Here is a 17,334-nt window from a genome sequence, read left to right on the forward strand (position 1 = left end):
ACATCCACGGGGCATTCCGGCACACGTGGGGTGACTAACACATTCCGCCCTTCTTCCCTGAGGGTGGCATTGCCAAATGGCTTAACGACCAAGTTTAACCTTAGTATGACTCAGCACCCTGTCCAGCACGTCTGTTATGGAAAGGCTGGTGGAGTCGATAACCAAGGCGTCATCGGCCGCCTTGAGAGGCGCCACGGCCCGGTTTCTGTCCCGGTCGTCACGTTCCTGTATTTCGCTTAAAAGGCGGTCAAAACTAACATCAAAGCCCTTGTCTTGCAACTGCTTGAGGCGCCGGCGGGCACGCTCTTCGGCGCTGGCGTCGAGAAAGATTTTGACCTCCGCATCCGGGAACACCACGGTGCCCATGTCGCGCCCGTCGGCAATCAGGCCGGGCCGGGCGCGAAAGGCGCGCTGGCGGCGCAGCAGCGCTTCGCGTACCCTGGGAAAGGCCGCCACCTTGCTGGCCGCGTCGGCCACTTCCTGGGTGCGGATGTCCCGGGAAACGTCTTCGCCTTCCAGGATCACGCGGATTTCACCGCCTGCGGTCGGAAACTGCACGTCCAGGTGAGCTGCCAGGGGCATCAGGCCCGCTTCGTCATTCAGAGCCACGTTGTGGTGCAGGGCGGCCAGTGCCAGCACCCGGTAGATGGCGCCGGAATCGAGCAGGTGCCATTCCAGTTGCTCGGCCAACAGCTGGCAGAGGGTTCCCTTGCCGGCACCGCCCGGGCCATCCACAGTGATGACGGGAGCTTGTTCAGACATACATCCTCCAGTTAATCATGAGTCCGGGCACACCGCCTGAAGACGGGCGCCGCGCGGGCGGCATTATAACCAAGTTGTGCCACAAAGACAGGCATTACAAACAATTAACAAATGCCATGGCGCGATTGCGCCTATACCTGCCGGCCCATCCGCTTTACAATAACCGCCATTTTTTATTGATGAATTGACTCAAAGAGGAACGCCATGAGCAGTGTTACCCGAATGGCAAACTCCAAACTGCCTACTCCCTGGGGCACTTTTACCCTGGTCGGGTTTGAAGAAAAGGGCACGGGCAAGGATCATGCCGCCCTGGTCATGGGGGATGTCGGCAACGGTGAGCCGGTGCTGGCACGCATTCATTCCGAGTGCCTGACCGGCGACGCCCTGTTCAGCCTGCGTTGCGACTGTGGCTTTCAGTTACAGGCCGCGCTGGAGCGCATTGCCCGGGAAGGCCGGGGTGTATTGCTGTATGTGCGTCAGGAAGGCCGGGGCATTGGCCTGCTGAACAAGATCCACGCCTACCACCTGCAGGATCAGGGCAAGGACACGGTAGAAGCCAACGTGGAGCTGGGTTTTGCCGCCGACATGCGTGACTACACCATCTGTGCCGACATGCTGCGCAGCCTGGGGGTCAGCGAGCTTCGGCTGATGACCAACAACCCGCGCAAGGTCAAGGCGATGGAGAACTTCGGCATCAAGGTGGCCGAGCGCCTGCCGCTGCAGGAAGGCCGCAATCCCTTCAACGAGCATTACCTCGACACCAAGGCCGGCAAGCTGGGCCACATGCTGAAAGAGCAGGACTGAAAGTCCCTCTCCCCCGCCCCATGAGTCATACCGGCCCCGGGCCGGTATTTTTTTGCCCGGATTTGCCGGTGTGCCGGCTCAGGTAATCCACCATCTGCGACAGCCGAGTGATGCGGGCAAAGTCGGCTTCCGGAATAAGTATCCCCAGCTCCCGGCCCAGCGCCTCAACCAGCCGCAGAAAATCCATCGAGTCCAGATCGAGTGCATCTCTCATGTCTTCGTCCGGGTCCAGCTGTGCGGTATCGGCATCCGGTGCTATGTCCCGAATGTGGCGACAGACCAGCTCGGTCAGCGCTTGCTTGTCTTTCATTCCAGTTGCTCCGGCTGTTGCAATAAGTTGTCTATCCGGTTAAGCAAACGGGCGCCCTCGTGACCGTCACTCACCCTGTGGTCGGCGGCCAGGCTGAAACTGGCCTGGAGCATGGGCACTATGTTCTGCTGCTGTACCCAGGGAGCCAGGCGCACCCGACCCATGCCCAGCAGGGCCACTTGCGGCGGAAAGATCACCCCCTGAATGCGATCCACTCCCCGCTCCCCCAAACTGGACACGGTCACCGTCGCCTCCTGCAGTTCAGCGCTGCGCAGCCCTCCTTCCCGGGCCCGGATCACCTGATCCCGAAGGGCCGCCATCATTTGTGCCGCTCCCAGTAGGTGCGCGTCATGGATGGCCGGCACCACCAGCCCGCCCCGGCGCAGGTGGATGACGTTGCCCAGGTGCACCCGGGGTTCGCTGTAATAGTGACCGTCCCGGTAAAAACCGTTGAAGCGGGAAAACTCGGCCAGTGCTCGAGCCAGGGCACAGTAGACAAGGGCATTGACCAGCACCAGTTGTTCGGCGGGCTTGCCATGATTAAAGGCCGTGCACCAGGCCTGGGCCCGCGCCAGGGCAATATCCTGCTCCAGATAGTAATGGGGGATCTCCCGCTTGGAGCGACTCACCACATCGGCAATGGCCTGGCGCATTCGCGGCTCCGCTTCCTGCGGCTTTGAAGATGACGCCAACGCCTCGATATCCGCCAGCACCAGGGCGCCATCGGGTCCGCTGCCGGGTCCCAGACCACGCCAGTCGATGCCCAGCTGGCCGGCTCGCTGGCGGGCCGCCGGCGAAATGCGAACGGATCTCCCGGCAGCCGCCGGCCTGGTCGGTTCCGGCTCAGGCATATTCGGTACCCTGGGTTCTCTGACCGTTTCCTCCTGTTCGGCATCACCACTCAGGCGCAAGCGAGCGATGGGCTCACCCACCTGCAACGACTCACCTATCGGTGCCAGTAGTGTCTCAACTACGCCTTCGTCAAAGACCTCCAGATCAATCAGCCCCTTCATGGTGTCGATGGTGGCGATCACATCGCCCCGGTGCACCGCATCCCCGGGTTTCACCCGCCATTCCGCCACCGTGCCCTTGGCCATGTCGGATCCGAAGGATGGCATGCTGATGGTTTTGATCATTTTCCCACCACCCTGATGGCGGCAGCCACTATGCCCTCGACCTGGGGGGTGGCCGCCAGCTCCAGATGCCGGGGATAAGGGATCGGTACCTCTCTGCTACACACCCGCTGGGGCGGTGCATCCAGCGACCAGAAGCAATGCTCCGCCACCTGGGCGCAAATCTCGCCGGCCAGGCTGCCGGTGCGCCAGCCTTCGTCCACTACCAGCAGGCGCCGGGTCTTGTTGACCGAGGCAAACAGGGTGTCGCTATCGAGCGGACGCAAACAGCGCAGGTCCACCACCTCGGCGCTGATGCCCCAGCCTTGCAGCAACGCGGCCGCCTCCAGCGCTTTGGGCAGGGAGCCACCGTAGCTGACCAGGCTGAGATCCGTCCCTTGCCGGCGCACCAGTGCCCGGTGCATGTCGGGGCATTCCTCCGCCGTGGGGGCCGGCCCCGTCATGTTGTAGAGCAGCACATGCTCAAACAGCAGCACAGGATCGGGATCCGCCAGGGCCATCGCCAGCATGTAACGGGCATCGGCCAGGGTGGCCGGCGCCAGCACCTTGAGGCCGGGCACGTGGGCATACCAGTTTTCCAGACTGTGGGAATGCTGGGCCGCCAGCTGCCGGCCGGCGCCGCAGGCCATGCGGATCACCAGCGGCACTCCCAGCTGACCACCGGACATATGGCGCAGGGTGGCGGCATTGTTAACGATCTGATCCAGCGCCAGCAGGCTGAAATTGACCGTCATCACTTCCACAATGGGCCGCATGCCACCCAGCGCCGCGCCTATCCCCGCACCGACGAAACCGGACTCGGACAAGGGCGTATCCCGCACCCGCTGCTCGCCAAACTCCTGCAACAGCCCCTTGGTCACCGCATAGCAGCCACCGTAATGGCCCACGTCCTCGCCCATCAGGAATACCCGGGGATCCTGCCGAATGGCTTCCCGTATGGCTTCCCGCACCGCTTCCCGATAGCTGATGTCTGGCATATTCATGCTTCCGGCTCCTGATAGACGCCGCGGCACAGCTCCGACTCGGGCTCAAACGCCGACTGCTCGGCAAAGGAGACAGCCTCATTTAACTCCAATCTGACCGCCTGTTCCAGTTGCTGCCACCGGGCTTCATCCAGCTCACCGCTCTGCTCCAGACGCTGCCTGAGCTGCACAATGGGGCCCTTTTGCTGCCATTGCTCGACTTCTTCCGGAGTACGGTAAAGCTGGGTATCAAACATGGAGTGACCGCGAAAACGGTAGGTCAAACATTCCAGAAAACGAGGCCCGCCCCCCTGACGAATGGCTTCGCAACATTCCCGCGCCGCCGCTTCCACCGCCGCCACCTGCATGCCGTCCACCTCGCGGGCGACCAGGCCATAGCTTTCGGCTTTTTTGAAGATCCGCTGCTCCGACTCGGAGATGGCCAGGGCCGTGCCCATGGCGTAGCGGTTATTTTCACATACAAATAACACCGGCAACCGCCACAGCTGGGCCAGGTTGAGGCTTTCGTGAAATTCCCCTTCCGCCGCCGCCCCTTCACCGAAGAAGCAGCAGGTCACCCGCTTGTGCCCCTGCAGCTTGTCGGCCAATGCCATGCCCACCGCCATCGGCAGGGCGCCGGCGACAATGGCATTGCCACCATAGAAACGTTTGTTCTTGTCGAAAATATGCATGGAGCCGCCCCTCCCCCGGCTGCTGCCCCCGGCTTTGCCGAACATCTCGGCCATCACCGCTTTCATGTCCAGCCCTCGGGCCAGCGCATGGCCGTGCTCCCGGTAGGTGGCGATCACCGCATCTTCCGCCGTCAGCGCCTGCATCACGCCCACCGCCACCGCTTCTTCGCCAATATAGAGATGCAGAAAGCCGCGGATTTTCTCTTCCATATACAGCTCGGCGCAGCGCTCTTCAAAACGGCGAATGCGCAACATCGCCTGCAGCAACTGCAGCAAGTGACGGCTGTCCGGCCCGCTGCCGTCAGCTTCGGCGTGAGTGTTCATAACCGTTGCCCTCATCGCTTTCCAGGGTGGAAATATCGCCCGGTGGCAAGCCCAGCTCGCGGGCCCGCAGCAGGCGGCGCATGATCTTGCCGCTACGGGTCTTGGGCAGATTGTCCTTGATGGCGATCTCCCGGGGCGCCACCGCCGGGCCCAGGCGCTTTCTGGCATGGGCCATCAGGCTTTTCAGCACGTCCTCACCGGCCTCATAACCGGGTTTGAGCGCCACAAAGGCCTTCACCACTTCCCCGGCGACCACATCGGGAATACCAATGACCCCGGCTTCCGCCACCGCCGGGTGCTCGAGCAGCACGCTTTCCACCTCAAAGGGACCGATCAGATGGCCGGAAGACTTGATCAGCTCCTTGCTGCGCCCCACAAACCAGTAATAACCGTCTTCATCCCGCCAGGCCAGATCGCCGCTCAGATACCAGTTGTCCCTGAAGCAGTGGCGGTAACGTTGCTCATCATGCAGATAGCCCCTGAACATGGACGGCCAGCCCGGCCTCAGCGCCAGCTCGCCCACTTGGCCGGGAGCGCTCAGCTCGGTGAGCCGCCCCTGGTCATCCACCCGGACTATGCCCGCCGTGATGCCCGGCAGCGGCTGCCCCATGGAACCCGGCTTCACCGGCTCGGATGCAAAATTGGCCAGCATGATGCCGCCGGTTTCGGTCTGCCACCAGTTGTCGTGAAAAGGCATGCCAAATAGCCGCTTCCCCCAGACCACCGCCTCGGGATTGAGCGGCTCGCCGACGCTGGCCAGAAAACGCAGTGCCCCCAGATCATACCGAGCCGGCAGCTCGTCACCGGCTTTCATCAGCATGCGAATGGCGGTGGGGGCCGTATACCAGACATTGACCTTTTCGTCGGCCAGGATCCGGTACCAGCGCTCGGGATCGAACTCCGCCTCGTCCACGACCAGGGTGACTCGGTTGCACAAGGGGGCAATCACGCCATAACTGGTGCCGGTAACCCAGCCCGGATCCGCCGTGCACCAGTAAATGTCGCCGGGATGCAGATCCAGCGCGCACCAGGCGGAATAACTGTGATGCACCACCGCCTCATGCACATGCAGGGCGCCCTTGGGCAGGCCGGTGGTGCCGCTGGTAAAGTGCAGCAGGGCCGGATCTTCAGGTTGCGTCGGGCAGATGTAAAAGGTTTCGGCGGCCCCCGCCAGAGCGGAGTCCAGATCCAGGCAGCCGGCGGGGCAGTCGCCGTGGCAGTCGTAGAGCAACACATGCTGAAGATAAGGCAGCTCGCTGCGCCAGGGCGCCACTTTCTTTTGATAAAGACGGGCGCTGCTGATCAATACCCTGGCATTGCCAATCTCCATACGGGAACGAATGGGCTCGGGGCCAAAGGCGGAGAACAGCGGGCAAAACACGGCGCCGGCTTTCAGGCTGCCCAGCAAGGCGGCATACAGCTGGGGCGTGCGTCCGCACAGGCTGAACACGGTTTCTCCCTTGACGACGCCCAGGCCGGCCAGCAGGCTGGCAAAGCGGTTGCTGAGCCCCTGCAATTCACGGTAGCTGAAGGTGCGCCGCTCCCCCTGTTTGCTCAGCCAGACAAGCGCGGTCTGCTCGCCCTGCCCGTCCAGCACATGGCAGTCCAGTGCCTCAAAGGCGATGTTGATGTCACCGTCACGACCCTTGAGCCTGGCTCTGGCCTGCTGCCAGTCAAACTGCCGACAGCCTTGCCGGTAGTCCGGCAGATTGGGCCTGAGGCCGGACGGCTCCGGTGTCTTGGTGATGATTTCAAAGCCCATGCGAGCCTCCTGCTTGCCGGTGGCTTTACGGGTGGCAGAGCGGGTGACCGAATGATGCCGCCCTTTGACGCTCTTGAGGCAAGTTTAGCCATAAACCGGCTATTCGCGCCGCAGCCTGAACTGCAGAAAATGGGTGGAGCAGGAAATGCAGGGGTCGTAGTTGCGGATCAGCCGCTCGCAGAACAGTTTGAGCTCCTGATCGCTGTGGTGCAGGCCAAAGCGGGTGACCGAAGCCCTGAGATCCTGCTCGATACGGGCCTGATTCTGACTGGTGGGAGGAATGATGCAGCAGGACAGCACCCGGCCCTGCTCATCCAGCCGGTAATAATGATAAATCATGCCCCTCGGCGCCTCGGTACAGCAACAGCATTCTCCCGCGGTGGGAGTGACCGGCAGGCTGGCATCGCCGTTGGGGCATGGCTGCGCCAGCAATCGGTCGGCCTCGAACAGAGCCCAGTATATTTCCAGTGCCCGTGCTCGAATGCTGGTAAACATGTTGCGGCTGGGAAACGCAAAGCCGCATCCCCGGGCCAGGGCGCGCACCTCGGCAGGCAGCCGCTCAAAACTGTTGTTCATCCGCGCCAGCGGGCCGACCAGGTAATCCTGGCCATCGAGCAGGGAATAGAGCGCGGTGGAATGAGGCTCCTGATGCTCGGCAAAATGTCGGGGGTAGTCGGAATAATCCAGGCTCAGGCCATGGCTGCTGGTGATACGGCCACCATTGATGGCATAACCGTCGGGCTCGGTGAGGCTGACCCAGATAAAGTCGTGGCTGTAATCGGGCAACGTCAGCTCCGCGGTCCAGCGCACCAGTGCCTCGGCGGCGGGCAGCGCCTGCTTCACCAGCCCACGCACTTCATGCCAGCGTTCGTGATCCGGCAGACGGCCAAAGCCCCCCACCTGCAACCCCACCGGGTGTACGGAGCGACCGCCCAGCAGCGCCATCAGGGCATTGCCGGCTTCCTGCAGCAACAGGCCCCGTTTCAGCACCCCAGGGAACACCTTGGCCATGTCGAGGGCATGATCAAACCCGAGAAAGTCGGGTGCCGCCAGAAAGTGAATATGCAGGGCATGGCTTTGCACCCACTCTCCCAGATTCATCAGCAGTCTCAACTGCGCCAGCGGCGGGGGCAGCGCTATGCCGAACAACCGCTCCATCGCCTGAATGGAAGTGAGCTGGTAGGCCATGGGGCAGATGCCGCAGATGCGGGCGTTGAGATCCGGCACCTCCTGATAGCCCCGCCCTTCCAGAAACTTCTCAAACAGCCTGGGCGGCTCGAAAATGGCCAGATGCAACCGGTCGATGCGGTCGCCTCTGGCGTTCAGCTCCAGGCTGCCTTCCCCTTCCAGCCGGGTCACAAAGGGCACCTTGAGAGCGATGCGACGCCTGGCCTTTTTCTTCATTCGTCGACCTCCCGCACATCGATGCGCTGCCAGCGCCGGTACTGCTCGCGAAACGGCGGACTGTGGCTGTGAATGGCGGCAAAGCGCCGGGCAATGTCGTCGGGCAGCAGCCCCAGGCCAGCGAAGCGGTTGGCCAGGCTGTCGCCGTTGAGCTGCTCGGACGGACCAAAACAGCCATAGCAGGCCCGGCCAAAGGCGGGGCAGAGGGCACCACAGCCGGTGCGCACCACCGGCCCCAGACAGGGGGCGCCCCTGGTGACCATGACGCACACCTGCTGGCGGCGCTTGCACTCCATGCACAGCTTTTCAGCCTCGGGTCGGGGCCACACGCCCAGGCGCAACTGACGCAGAAAATGGCGCATCTGCTCCACGGTAATGGGGCAACCCCAGAGTTCAAAGTCCACCTGAATGTGCTCGGCTACCCCGGTGGACGTGGCCAGGGTGGCGATAAAGTCCGGCCGGGCATAAACGGCCGCTTTCCAGCCCGGGCCATCCGCCAGATTGCGCAGGGCCTGAATGCCGCCGCTGGTGGCACAGGCGCCCATGGTCACCACCAGCCTGCTGTTGCGGCGAAGGGTTCGGGCACGTTCGAGATCGTCCGGCGTGGACACACTGCCCTCGACCAAGGCCACATCCACGGTTTTGTCCGGCCCGGTTATGCCCGCCTCGATAAAATGCACAAACTCCACTTCCTCCAATAAATCCAGCAGCGCCGGCCCCTGATTGAGCAAGGCCAGCTGGCAGCCAGAGCAGGAGGTCAGCTTGTGCACCGCCAGGGTCAGCTTGGCCGTCATACGCCCTCCCTGCCCAGCCAGGGCTTGACCTGCGGATAATGAAATACCGGACCGTCCTTGCAGACGACATAGGAATGCCCCAGCTGGCCATCGACACCGGACGAATGCGCCATCACACCCCCTCCTTGCCCAGCCAGCGTTTCACCGTCGGATAATGAAACACCGGACCGTCCTTGCAGACAAAATACGGCCCCAGCTGACAGTGTCCACACAGGCCCCGGCCGCACTGAAAATTGCGTTCCAGGCTCATGTAAACCGCCTCGTCCGCCACTTTTAAGCGCGCCAGCTGTTTAAGGGCCGCCAGCATCATGATCTCGGGCCCGCACATCATGACCGCACAGTGATCAGCATCAAACTCCGCCAGCGCCAGCAATTCGGTCACCAGCCCCAGCCGCCAGTGATGCCGGTGCCGGTGTTCCTCGCTGGCGGCCAGCAATACCTGGCATTCGCCCAGGGTTTGCCAGCGCCGGTACTGCGTCTGCCACAGCAGATCGGCATGATGCTTGACCCCTTGCAGGATCACGATGCGACCGTATTGATCCCGGTTGGCCACCGCATGGTGAATGGCCGCCACCACCGGGGCACAGCCCAGCCCGGCGGTAATAAACACCAGGTCCCGCCCCCGCAGCTGCGCCAGTGGCCAGCCCCGGCCAAAGGGGCCACGCAGGCCCAGCTGCTGGCCGACCTCCAGCGCCACCAGCGGCCGCGTGACCCGGCCCACGGCGCGAATGGTGTGCTGCAACAGCCCCTGATGCCAGCCCATGATGGAAATGGCCACCTCACCGGCGCCAAACAGGTAAAGCATATTGAACTGGCCGTAATCGAAGTCGAACGGTGAGTGCGTGTCCAGCGCCAGACTCAGGGTATGTACTCCCGTCACCTCCATGGTTTTGGCCGCCAGGGTGGCGACCATGGGCACCCCGTCAGCCATGTTTGCCCTCCTGTGATGGCTCCTCCAGCAGGGCCTGGCTCTCTTCCACCAGATCGATGGCCACCGGACACCAGGCAATGCAGCGACCGCAGCCGACACAGCCACTGCGGCCGAATTGCTGCTGCCAGGTGGCCAGCTTGTGCACCAGCCATTGCCGGTAGCGGTGACGGAGTTCATGGCGGATCACCTTGCCGGTGATGTAACTGTGCTGCTCGCTGAAGCAGGAGTCCCAGCGCTGTACCTGCTCGGCCTGCCGATGGCGAATGTCGCCTTCGGTGTCCTGTTTCGAGCAAAAACAGGTAGGGCAGACCGAGGTGCAGTTGCCGCAGGCCAGGCAGCGTTCGGCCACCTGCTGCCAGCGCGGGTGGTCAAGCCGGTCCACCAGCTGCGCCAGTTCGGCTTCGCCGGGCATGACTCGCTGTTGCCGGCGGGCGGCCGCCAGCGCGGTTTTCGCCTCGCTCAGTTGCTTATTCGTCGCCTTGTTCAGCGGCAATTGAGCCGCCATGGTGTCGCCCTTGTCGCTGCCGGTCTGCAACAGGTAGCCCTCTGCCAGCTCGTCGAGCAGAATATCAAAACCGAAACGGGCCTCGGGGCCGTCGCCGGTCGACACACAAAAGCAGGTGTCGGCGCTGCGGCCGCAGTTCACCGCCACAATAAACAGGTGCTCGCGCTGAGCCCGGTAAAAGGCATCGGCATAAGGCCCTTTGATAAAATGCTGATCCTGAATGCGCAGTGCCGCCAGATCGCACCCCCGCAGGCCGATAAACGCGAGCCGTCTGGGCTTTGGCTCCACGGCGCGAAAACGCAGGCCATCGTCGGTGTGCTCGGCCCGCCACAAGGGTTGCTCGGGTAAAAACAGCCAGGGTTTGAGGCCCTGCGGGCCGGTGTTCCAGGCAAAGGCGCGCTCGCCGGCGGTGCGCTGCAGGCGGTAGCTGCCCGCGTCGGCCTGCTCCTGCCAGCCCCAGGGGAGGTCATCGACATGTGCCAGCGGCGCGAACACAATGGCGTCGTCTTTCACTTGCGGGCCAATCACCTCATAACCGGCCTGCACCAGCGCGTGATGCAGCCGGTGCAGGTGCTTTCGCGGCAGAAAACGCCGGCTCATGGCCGCGTGCTCAACAGCCAGTCGTACCAGGCATTCAGCCCCTCGCCGCTCTGGGCCGACAGCACCAGGATCTGAACATGAGGATTCAGCCGGCGCAGGGCACTTTTTATGCTGTCGAGATCCACCTCCAGATAAGGCAGCAGATCGGCCTTGTTGATAATGGCCAGTCCGCAGCCGGCAAACAGATGAGGATATTTTTCCGGTTTGTCGTCGCCGTCGGTCACCGCCATCATGGCGACGCGGTGCTGCTCGCCCAGATCGAACAACGCCGGACACACCAGGTTGCCGACGTTTTCGACCAGCACCAGCGCGCCGTCCGGAGCCGCCAGGGTGGCCAGCCCCGCCTGTATCATGTGCGCGTCCAGATGACAGCCGGTGCCGGTGTTGATCTGCACCACCCGGCCGCCACAGGCCTGAATGCGCCGCGCATCGTTCTGAGTGTGCTGATCCCCTTCCAGCACCGCCATCGGCGGCCAGCCGGCGCCGGCCTGTCTGGAGGCATTGACATGGGTAAAGGTGGCTTCCAGCAGCCGGGTCTTGCCGGCGCCCGGGGTGCCCATCAGGTTGATGCAGGTAATACCATGGGCGGTCAGCCAGTCGCGGTTTTGCCGGGCCAGTTCATCGTTGCCGGCCAGCAGCGCCTGCTGAAGTTGCAGGCTGTCACCTTCATGGCGAAGGTGACGATGGATTTCGCTGCCCGGTGTCGACAACCGGGCCTTGTCGCCGGAACATCCGCAGTGACCACACATCAGCCGAATCCTATTTCCGTTAACAGCAGTTGCCTTCCTGACGTCAAAGTATAGTCGTGGCTGCTGCAGGGACAGGCGTCCCCCGCCTTGTCCGGGGTGAAATGCCGGCCGCAGTGCCGGCATTCGGCCCGGGCCGGCACCACCTGGATGACCAGCTCGGCACCGCTTAACCCGGCCTCTTCCTTGACCATGTCAAAACAGAACTGCAGCCGCTCACCATCCACGCAGCTCATGGTGCCCACCTCGACGGTAATGCGGCGGATCTCCCGGTGTTGATAAGGCTTGAGCCGGGTCAGCAGGGCCCGCACCACCGAGAGCTCATGCATGCTCAGCAGATCCGTGGCAATTGCAGGCCATGAGGCACCTCCAGCAGCCGCGCGCCACCGTAGGGACCGATCAGGCTGAGCCGTCCCGGCGAAGCCGGCGCCCTTACCTCGCCGATAATGCGGGCATGGCGGCCCAGGGGGTGAGCATGCCACAACGCCAGGGCCTGCTCGGCCTGCTCGGGGGCGATCACCATGGCGGCCAGCCCTTCATTGGCAAGCAGCAGCGGCTCCAGCCCCAGCAGTTCGCACAACGCCTGGGTCTGCGGGCGAATGGGCAGATCCTGTTCGGTCAGCCGAATCTCCACCGACGACGCTTCGGCCATTTCGTTCAGCACCCCTCCCAGGCCACCGCGGGTGGCGTCGCGCAGGCAGCGTACGCCCGCGCATTGCGTCAGCACCGGCTGAATAAGCGTGTGCAGGGCGGCACAGTCGCTGGCAAGCTCTCCCCCCAGTCCCAGCTCTTCCCGGGCCAGCATGACAGCGGCGCCGTGATCCCCTACATGACCGTTGATCAGCACTTTGTCGCCGGGCCGGGCCGCGGCAACGGACAGGGTCAGCCCCGCCGGGATCACGCCCACGCCGGTGGTGTTGATAAAGAGTTTGTCGGCCATGCCCCGTTCCACCACCTTGGTATCCCCGGTGACGATGGTAACCCCGGCCTGGCGGGCGGCCTCGGCCATGGAGCCGACCAGGCGTTGCAGCAGCGGCAGCGGCAGTCCTTCCTCGATGATAAAGGCGGCACTCAGATAAAGCGGCACGGCGCCGCCCACGGCCAGATCGTTCAAGGTGCCGCACACCGCCAGCTTGCCGATGTCGCCCCCGGGAAATTCCAGCGGGCTGACCACAAAGCTGTCGGTGGTCAGCGCCAGCCGGTCCCCCCGGGCCTGCAGGCCGGCCAATGGCAAGCGGGCCTGATCCTCCTTTTGCAGCAAGGGCATGTCGCCAAAGGCGGACAGAAACAGACCGTCGATCAACCCATGCATGGCCCCGCCCCCGGCCCCGTGAGCCAGGGTGATGGTCTTTTCGGCGCTAGTCACGGCGGGCCTCCTCGGGGTGGTCTTGCTCGGGCCGGTACTGGTAGTAGGCGGCGCAGGCCCCCTCGCTCGACACCATCAGGGCGCCCACCGGGTGCTCGGGGGTGCACCGGCGGCGAAACAGCGGGCACTGATCCGGCTTGATCCGGCCGGTGAGCACGCCATGGCACCAGGCAGGATCATCGGCGGCCTTGCCCGGCCCGGCCACGGCCAGCAGCCCGGTCGCATCCAGATGCCGGTATGGTGCGCGTATCCGCACCCCCGAGCCCGGCACCCGGCCAAGGCCGCGCCAGTGGCCGTCAACGCCCGATTCAAACGCCTGCTCCATTGCTTGCAGGGCGGCCGGGTTGCCGGTGTCCGCCACCACCCGGGCATAGGCGTTTTCGATGTCACAACGCCCCTGATCCAGCTGCAACACCAGCTGATACAGGGCCTGCAGAAAGTCCACCGGCTCAAAGCCGGCGATCACCAGCGGCTTGTGGTACTGCCGAGCAATGGGGGCATACACCCGGCTGCCGATCACCATGCTGACATGCCCCGGCCCCACAAAGCCATCCAGCTTCACCTCGTCCGCCTCAAGCAGGGCGGTCAGGGTCGGTATCAGCCGAATGTGGTGACAGAGAAAACGCAGGTTACCGATGCCGGCCCGGTCGGCGGCCAGAATCGAATGGGCGGTGCCCGGCATGGTGGTATCGAAACCGATGGCAAAAAACACCACCTGTTTGCGGGGATGTGCCTTTGCCAGCGTCAGGGCGTCATAGGGGGAATAAAGCACCCTCACCCCGGCGCCCTCGGCTTTGGCCTGCAGCAAACTGCCCCGGCTGCCCGGCACCCGCAGCGGATCACCAAAGCTTGCCAGGATCACATTGGGCTGCCGGGCCAGAGCGACCGCCTGATCCACCGCCGCCACCGGCAGCACGCACACCGGGCAGCCGGGGCCGTGAATAAACTCGATGGTGTCGGGGATGAGCTGGTGCAGCCCGAAACGAAAAATGGCATGGGTATGGCCGCCACACACTTCCATGATCTGCAACGGCCGGCCAAGGCGCGCCGCCACCCGCCCGGCCACCGGGGTCATGGCGGCCAGCAGGGCCCGTACCCGGTCGGCATCACGAAAGTCTGTGTTAAGACTCATCCCATTCCCTCTGCTCAATTTGCGACAGCAAGGCCAGGGTGCGGTCGGCTTCCTGCTGGTCAATCAGCGCCATGGCAAAACCCACGTGCAGCAACACCCACTTCCCCACCAGCGCCGAGGGCGCGCGCCCATCGGCAGCCAGCAGCGCGATATTGATTTGCCGGCGTACCCCGGCGGTCTCTGCCAGCGCCAGGCCGGCGTCGGCATCCACAATGCTCACGATTCGGGCCGGTATTCCCAGGCACATAACCACCCCCTTCCCCTCGGCGCAGGTCGAAACAACCTGCTCGCGCCGGCTAACGCGGCGCCTTCCCCCTGCTCCTGCCCCGGGCAAGGGCGATGGCGGCCTGACCCAGGGCAATGCCCCCGTCGTTGCTGGGCACCCGGCTTTGGGTCAGCACCGTCAGCCCCATGGCTTCCAGCGCCTCAATCAGGGCCGCCAGCAGCAGGCGGTTTTGCATCACACCACCGCTCAGGGCCACGACGTCAACGCGCGCTTGGCGTTGCAACTGCTGCACCATTCGGCACAGCCCACTCACTAAACTTAGGTGAAAATTGGCCGCCAGCACCGCTTCGCTTGCCCCCGCCAGCAGGGCATTGATCATCATGGGCCACATCGGGGCCGGATCCAGTTGCCAGAGTCCGCCTTCGCGGCTTACCCGAACGTCATAACAGGCGCTGGCCTGCGCCCGGCCGGCCAGGCTTTCAAGCTTCATGGCCGCTTCCCCTTCAAAACTCTGCTCGGCAGGCGCCACCCCCAGCAGTGCCGCCACCGCATCGAACAATCGCCCCGCCGATGAGGTCAGCGGAAAACGCGGCGCCATGGCCAGCAACGTCTCGGCCTCATCCCTGAACAGTAACGGACAGCGGGATTGCAGCTCCGGCCATAAAGAAAACGATGCCCGCTGGGCCAGCAGGTTGCGCCAGGGCTGGCGGCTGGCCTGATCGCCCCCCAGCAAAGGGAAAGGCCGAAGCCGCCCCAGCCGGCGGTAAGCGGCATAATCGGCCAGCATGAACTCCCCGCCCCACAGGCTGCCGTCATCGCCAAGGCCCAGGCCGTCGAGCACCACGCCCAGCACCGGCTCATTTGGCCCATGGCCGTTTTCCACCAGGCAGGACACCAGATGGGCATGATGATGCTGCACCCGGTACAGCGGCAGTCCGCGCTCCCTTGCCAGGCGCACGCCCAGCCGGGTGGCGGCATAGTCGGCATGCAAATCGACGGCAATGGCCCGGGGCTTGAGGCCCAGCAGCGCCGGCAGACGCTCCACCTCCTGCCCTAACGCATCCAGACAGGCCGGACTGGCCAGATCGCCCATGTGGGCAGACAGCACCGCCCGGCCTGAACCGGCCAGGCAGCAACTGTTCTTCAAATCCGCGCCCAGCGCCAGCACGGTGCCGTTCAGCCCGGCAGGCAGGGGGATGGGATCCGGGACAAAACCCCGGGCCCGGCGGATCAGCCTGGGCCGGCCGGCCACCACGGCCAGCACCGAATCATCGCAGCGGTTCACTATGGGTCGGTTATGCAGCAGAAACGCATCGGCCAGTGGGGCCAGCGCCGACAGGGCCTGCCGGTTACCGGTACAGATGGGCTCGCCTCCGGCATTGCCCGAGGTCATCACCAGCGGACCGTCCAGTTCGTTCAGCAACAGCCAGTGCAGCGGCGAGCTCGCCACCATCACACCGAGGTGCGCCAGCCCCGGCGCCAGCGCGTCGGCCGCCATGCCCGCCAGCCGCGGTCGCAGCCGCGCTCTGGGCAACAGCACAATGGGCGCCGCCGGGCTGCTCAGTTGCTCCCGCTCGGCGTCATTCAGTTCAAACCAGGCGTCCACTTGCGCCGAATCCCGCATCATGACCGCAAAGGGCTTGGCGGGTCTGTGCTTGCGCTCGCGCAATAACCCAATGGCCGTTGCCGAGCCGGCATCGCAGGCCAGCTGAAACCCGCCAATGCCCTTGAGCGCCAGCACTCGACCTTGCTTCAGCCAGGTGGCACATTGCGCCAGCAGGCTCGCCGCGGCCCCTCGAATATGCTGCCCTTCGGCACCTTGCAGCCACAAATGCGGACCGCAAACGGCACAGGCCACGGGCTCGGCATGAAAACGCCGGTTGCCGGGATCGCCATACTCTTCATCACAGGCAGTGCACAGGGCAAACGCCGCCATGGCGGTATGGGCCCTGTCCCAGGGCAGGGCCCGCACGATGGAATAGCGGGGGCCACAATTCGTGCAGTTGATAAAGGGATAACCATGGCGCCGGTCAGTGACGTCGTTGAGCTCTGCCAGACACGCCGGACAAGGCGCCAGATCCGGCGGGATCCGGGCGCCCTGTCCCTTCGTCTGGCTGTTCACCACCCCAAACTCACGGGGCACGGACACCCAGTGAAAGGGCTCGGTATCGATACGCTCAATGCGGGCATGAGGCGGGCATTCGGCCCGCAACCGCCGGCAAAATGCCGCCACCGTGGGCTCATCGGCGGCCAGCCGGATTTGCACTCCGGCGCCGATATTGCCGACCTCCCCCACCAGACCGAGCCCGGTGGCCAGCCGATAAACAAAGGGGCGAAAACCCACCCCCTGCACACACCCGGTAATGTGCAGGCGGTAACCCGCCGGCGCTTCGCTCACCAGACCCGGCGGCCTCAGCTCTTGCGTTACATAGCCATGCAGGCGCCGGCACAAGGCCGGCAGGGCACAAGCCAGCTCATGGCTGAGCTCGAGGGTACAGGGCGTAAAACGGTGCCCGCCAATCACCATCAGATCGACAACCGGGGCCGGTGATACCAGTTGCGGCACCAGCCTCAGCAGCCCCTTGATGCCGCCGCCATGTTCAGGCCCGTCACTGCCCGCCAGCACGTCCGCCGTCACATTGCGTAAAAGATTAATGCCGCCGGCGGGCCCGGCGGTCAAAAAAGTGTCCACCAGTATCACGCGCCGGCAGTGGCGAAACAGCGGCAGCAGACTCACTCCCCCGGTGCCCCCGTCCACCAGCTCGACCCCGTCGGGCCAGGAAAAGCGCCGGCACAGCGCCAGCGCGCGCAGACCGGCGGCGTCGTCCCCCCGCAGCGGATTTCCCAGAAACACAATCCGTACTTCGGCCGTCGCCTTCAT

At 64.2% G+C, this 17,334-nt stretch carries 17 protein-coding genes; 1 reads left to right on the top strand and 16 read right to left on the bottom strand.

What is annotated here, in order from left to right; translation table 11 throughout:
- Positions 1-81: 81 nt before the first annotated feature.
- On the bottom strand, positions 82-762 hold the full coding sequence (gene cmk / locus GU3_RS12030; RefSeq protein ID WP_014292810.1) for a (d)CMP kinase: 681 nt from the start codon (positions 760-762) through the stop codon (positions 82-84).
- Between the two features lie 204 nt (positions 763-966).
- Between cmk and ribA the strand changes: the two genes are divergently transcribed.
- Positions 967-1,566 carry a GTP cyclohydrolase II gene (gene ribA, locus GU3_RS12035; protein WP_014292811.1) on the top strand — a complete coding sequence of 200 codons (600 nt, stop codon included), beginning with the start codon at positions 967-969 and terminating at the stop codon, positions 1,564-1,566.
- Positions 1,567-1,591: 25 nt separating this feature from the next.
- On the opposite strand, the gene GU3_RS12040 is transcribed toward ribA, so the two are convergent.
- The 15 genes from GU3_RS12040 to hypF form a co-directional block, all read right to left on the bottom strand.
- The gene (locus GU3_RS12040; protein WP_014292812.1) at positions 1,592-1,876 is read right to left on the bottom strand and encodes an acyl carrier protein; all 285 of its coding nucleotides are present in this window, start codon (positions 1,874-1,876) and stop codon (positions 1,592-1,594) included.
- Positions 1,873-3,012: a dihydrolipoamide acetyltransferase family protein gene (locus tag GU3_RS12045; protein ID WP_014292813.1), complete on the bottom strand. Its 1,140-nt coding sequence runs from the start codon at positions 3,010-3,012 to the stop codon at positions 1,873-1,875. Before GU3_RS12045 ends, GU3_RS12040 begins: the two co-directional genes overlap by 4 nt.
- On the bottom strand, positions 3,009-3,992 hold the full coding sequence (locus GU3_RS12050; RefSeq protein ID WP_014292814.1) for an alpha-ketoacid dehydrogenase subunit beta: 984 nt from the start codon (positions 3,990-3,992) through the stop codon (positions 3,009-3,011). Before GU3_RS12050 ends, GU3_RS12045 begins: the two co-directional genes overlap by 4 nt.
- Positions 3,989-4,987, bottom strand: a complete 999-nt coding sequence (gene pdhA / locus GU3_RS12055) for a pyruvate dehydrogenase (acetyl-transferring) E1 component subunit alpha (protein ID WP_014292815.1) — start codon at positions 4,985-4,987, stop codon at positions 3,989-3,991. The genes GU3_RS12050 and pdhA overlap by 4 nt, the downstream gene beginning before the upstream one ends.
- On the bottom strand, positions 4,965-6,749 hold the full coding sequence (gene acsA, locus GU3_RS12060) for an acetate--CoA ligase (protein WP_014292816.1): 1,785 nt from the start codon (positions 6,747-6,749) through the stop codon (positions 4,965-4,967). Before acsA ends, pdhA begins: the two co-directional genes overlap by 23 nt.
- Positions 6,750-6,848: 99 nt before the next feature.
- Complete coding sequence (locus GU3_RS12065; RefSeq protein WP_014292817.1) at positions 6,849-8,153, bottom strand: Ni/Fe hydrogenase subunit alpha; 1,305 nt, start codon at positions 8,151-8,153, stop codon at positions 6,849-6,851.
- Positions 8,150-8,947, bottom strand: a complete 798-nt coding sequence (locus GU3_RS12070) for a sulfhydrogenase subunit delta (protein ID WP_014292818.1) — start codon at positions 8,945-8,947, stop codon at positions 8,150-8,152. Before GU3_RS12070 ends, GU3_RS12065 begins: the two co-directional genes overlap by 4 nt.
- 112 nt (positions 8,948-9,059) lie before the next feature.
- The gene (locus GU3_RS12075; protein WP_014292819.1) at positions 9,060-9,878 is read right to left on the bottom strand and encodes an FAD/NAD(P)-binding protein; all 819 of its coding nucleotides are present in this window, start codon (positions 9,876-9,878) and stop codon (positions 9,060-9,062) included.
- Entirely contained in the window at positions 9,871-10,983 is a 1,113-nt protein-coding gene (locus tag GU3_RS12080; RefSeq protein WP_014292820.1) for a sulfite reductase subunit A, read from the bottom strand. The genes GU3_RS12075 and GU3_RS12080 overlap by 8 nt, the downstream gene beginning before the upstream one ends.
- Complete coding sequence (gene hypB / locus GU3_RS12085) at positions 10,980-11,732, bottom strand: hydrogenase nickel incorporation protein HypB (protein ID WP_014292821.1); 753 nt, start codon at positions 11,730-11,732, stop codon at positions 10,980-10,982. Before hypB ends, GU3_RS12080 begins: the two co-directional genes overlap by 4 nt.
- Positions 11,732-12,058 carry a hydrogenase maturation nickel metallochaperone HypA gene (locus GU3_RS12090; protein WP_014292822.1) on the bottom strand — a complete coding sequence of 109 codons (327 nt, stop codon included), beginning with the start codon at positions 12,056-12,058 and terminating at the stop codon, positions 11,732-11,734. The genes hypB and GU3_RS12090 overlap by 1 nt, the downstream gene beginning before the upstream one ends.
- Before the next feature lie 2 nt (positions 12,059-12,060).
- On the bottom strand, positions 12,061-13,095 hold the full coding sequence (hypE, locus tag GU3_RS12095; RefSeq protein ID WP_014292823.1) for a hydrogenase expression/formation protein HypE: 1,035 nt from the start codon (positions 13,093-13,095) through the stop codon (positions 12,061-12,063).
- Entirely contained in the window at positions 13,088-14,227 is a 1,140-nt protein-coding gene (hypD, locus tag GU3_RS12100; RefSeq protein ID WP_014292824.1) for a hydrogenase formation protein HypD, read from the bottom strand. The genes hypE and hypD overlap by 8 nt, the downstream gene beginning before the upstream one ends.
- The gene (locus tag GU3_RS12105; protein WP_014292825.1) at positions 14,217-14,474 is read right to left on the bottom strand and encodes a HypC/HybG/HupF family hydrogenase formation chaperone; all 258 of its coding nucleotides are present in this window, start codon (positions 14,472-14,474) and stop codon (positions 14,217-14,219) included. The genes hypD and GU3_RS12105 overlap by 11 nt, the downstream gene beginning before the upstream one ends.
- Positions 14,475-14,523: 49 nt before the next feature.
- Positions 14,524-17,334, bottom strand: a complete 2,811-nt coding sequence (gene hypF / locus GU3_RS12110; protein ID WP_014292826.1) for a carbamoyltransferase HypF — start codon at positions 17,332-17,334, stop codon at positions 14,524-14,526.

Source organism: Oceanimonas sp. GK1 (assembly GCF_000243075.1).
GTDB lineage: Bacteria > Pseudomonadota > Gammaproteobacteria > Enterobacterales > Aeromonadaceae > Oceanimonas.

Bases quoted from the DNA above. Each gene is read 5' to 3' on its own strand.
- cmk (WP_014292810.1), bottom strand. From the start codon at position 762: ATGTCTGAACAAGCTCCCGTCATCACTGTGGATGGCCCGGGCGGTGCC.
- ribA (WP_014292811.1), top strand. From the start codon at position 967: ATGAGCAGTGTTACCCGAATGGCAAACTCCAAACTGCCTACTCCCTGG.
- GU3_RS12040 (WP_014292812.1), bottom strand. From the start codon at position 1,876: ATGAAAGACAAGCAAGCGCTGACCGAGCTGGTCTGTCGCCACATTCGG.
- GU3_RS12045 (WP_014292813.1), bottom strand. From the start codon at position 3,012: ATGATCAAAACCATCAGCATGCCATCCTTCGGATCCGACATGGCCAAG.
- GU3_RS12050 (WP_014292814.1), bottom strand. From the start codon at position 3,992: ATGAATATGCCAGACATCAGCTATCGGGAAGCGGTGCGGGAAGCCATA.
- pdhA (WP_014292815.1), bottom strand. From the start codon at position 4,987: ATGAACACTCACGCCGAAGCTGACGGCAGCGGGCCGGACAGCCGTCAC.
- acsA (WP_014292816.1), bottom strand. From the start codon at position 6,749: ATGGGCTTTGAAATCATCACCAAGACACCGGAGCCGTCCGGCCTCAGG.
- GU3_RS12065 (WP_014292817.1), bottom strand. From the start codon at position 8,153: ATGAAGAAAAAGGCCAGGCGTCGCATCGCTCTCAAGGTGCCCTTTGTG.
- GU3_RS12070 (WP_014292818.1), bottom strand. From the start codon at position 8,947: ATGACGGCCAAGCTGACCCTGGCGGTGCACAAGCTGACCTCCTGCTCT.
- GU3_RS12075 (WP_014292819.1), bottom strand. From the start codon at position 9,878: ATGGCTGACGGGGTGCCCATGGTCGCCACCCTGGCGGCCAAAACCATG.
- GU3_RS12080 (WP_014292820.1), bottom strand. From the start codon at position 10,983: ATGAGCCGGCGTTTTCTGCCGCGAAAGCACCTGCACCGGCTGCATCAC.
- hypB (WP_014292821.1), bottom strand. From the start codon at position 11,732: ATGTGTGGTCACTGCGGATGTTCCGGCGACAAGGCCCGGTTGTCGACA.
- GU3_RS12090 (WP_014292822.1), bottom strand. From the start codon at position 12,058: ATGCATGAGCTCTCGGTGGTGCGGGCCCTGCTGACCCGGCTCAAGCCT.
- hypD (WP_014292824.1), bottom strand. From the start codon at position 14,227: ATGAGTCTTAACACAGACTTTCGTGATGCCGACCGGGTACGGGCCCTG.
- GU3_RS12105 (WP_014292825.1), bottom strand. From the start codon at position 14,474: ATGTGCCTGGGAATACCGGCCCGAATCGTGAGCATTGTGGATGCCGAC.
- hypF (WP_014292826.1), bottom strand. From the start codon at position 17,334: ATGAAGGCGACGGCCGAAGTACGGATTGTGTTTCTGGGAAATCCGCTG.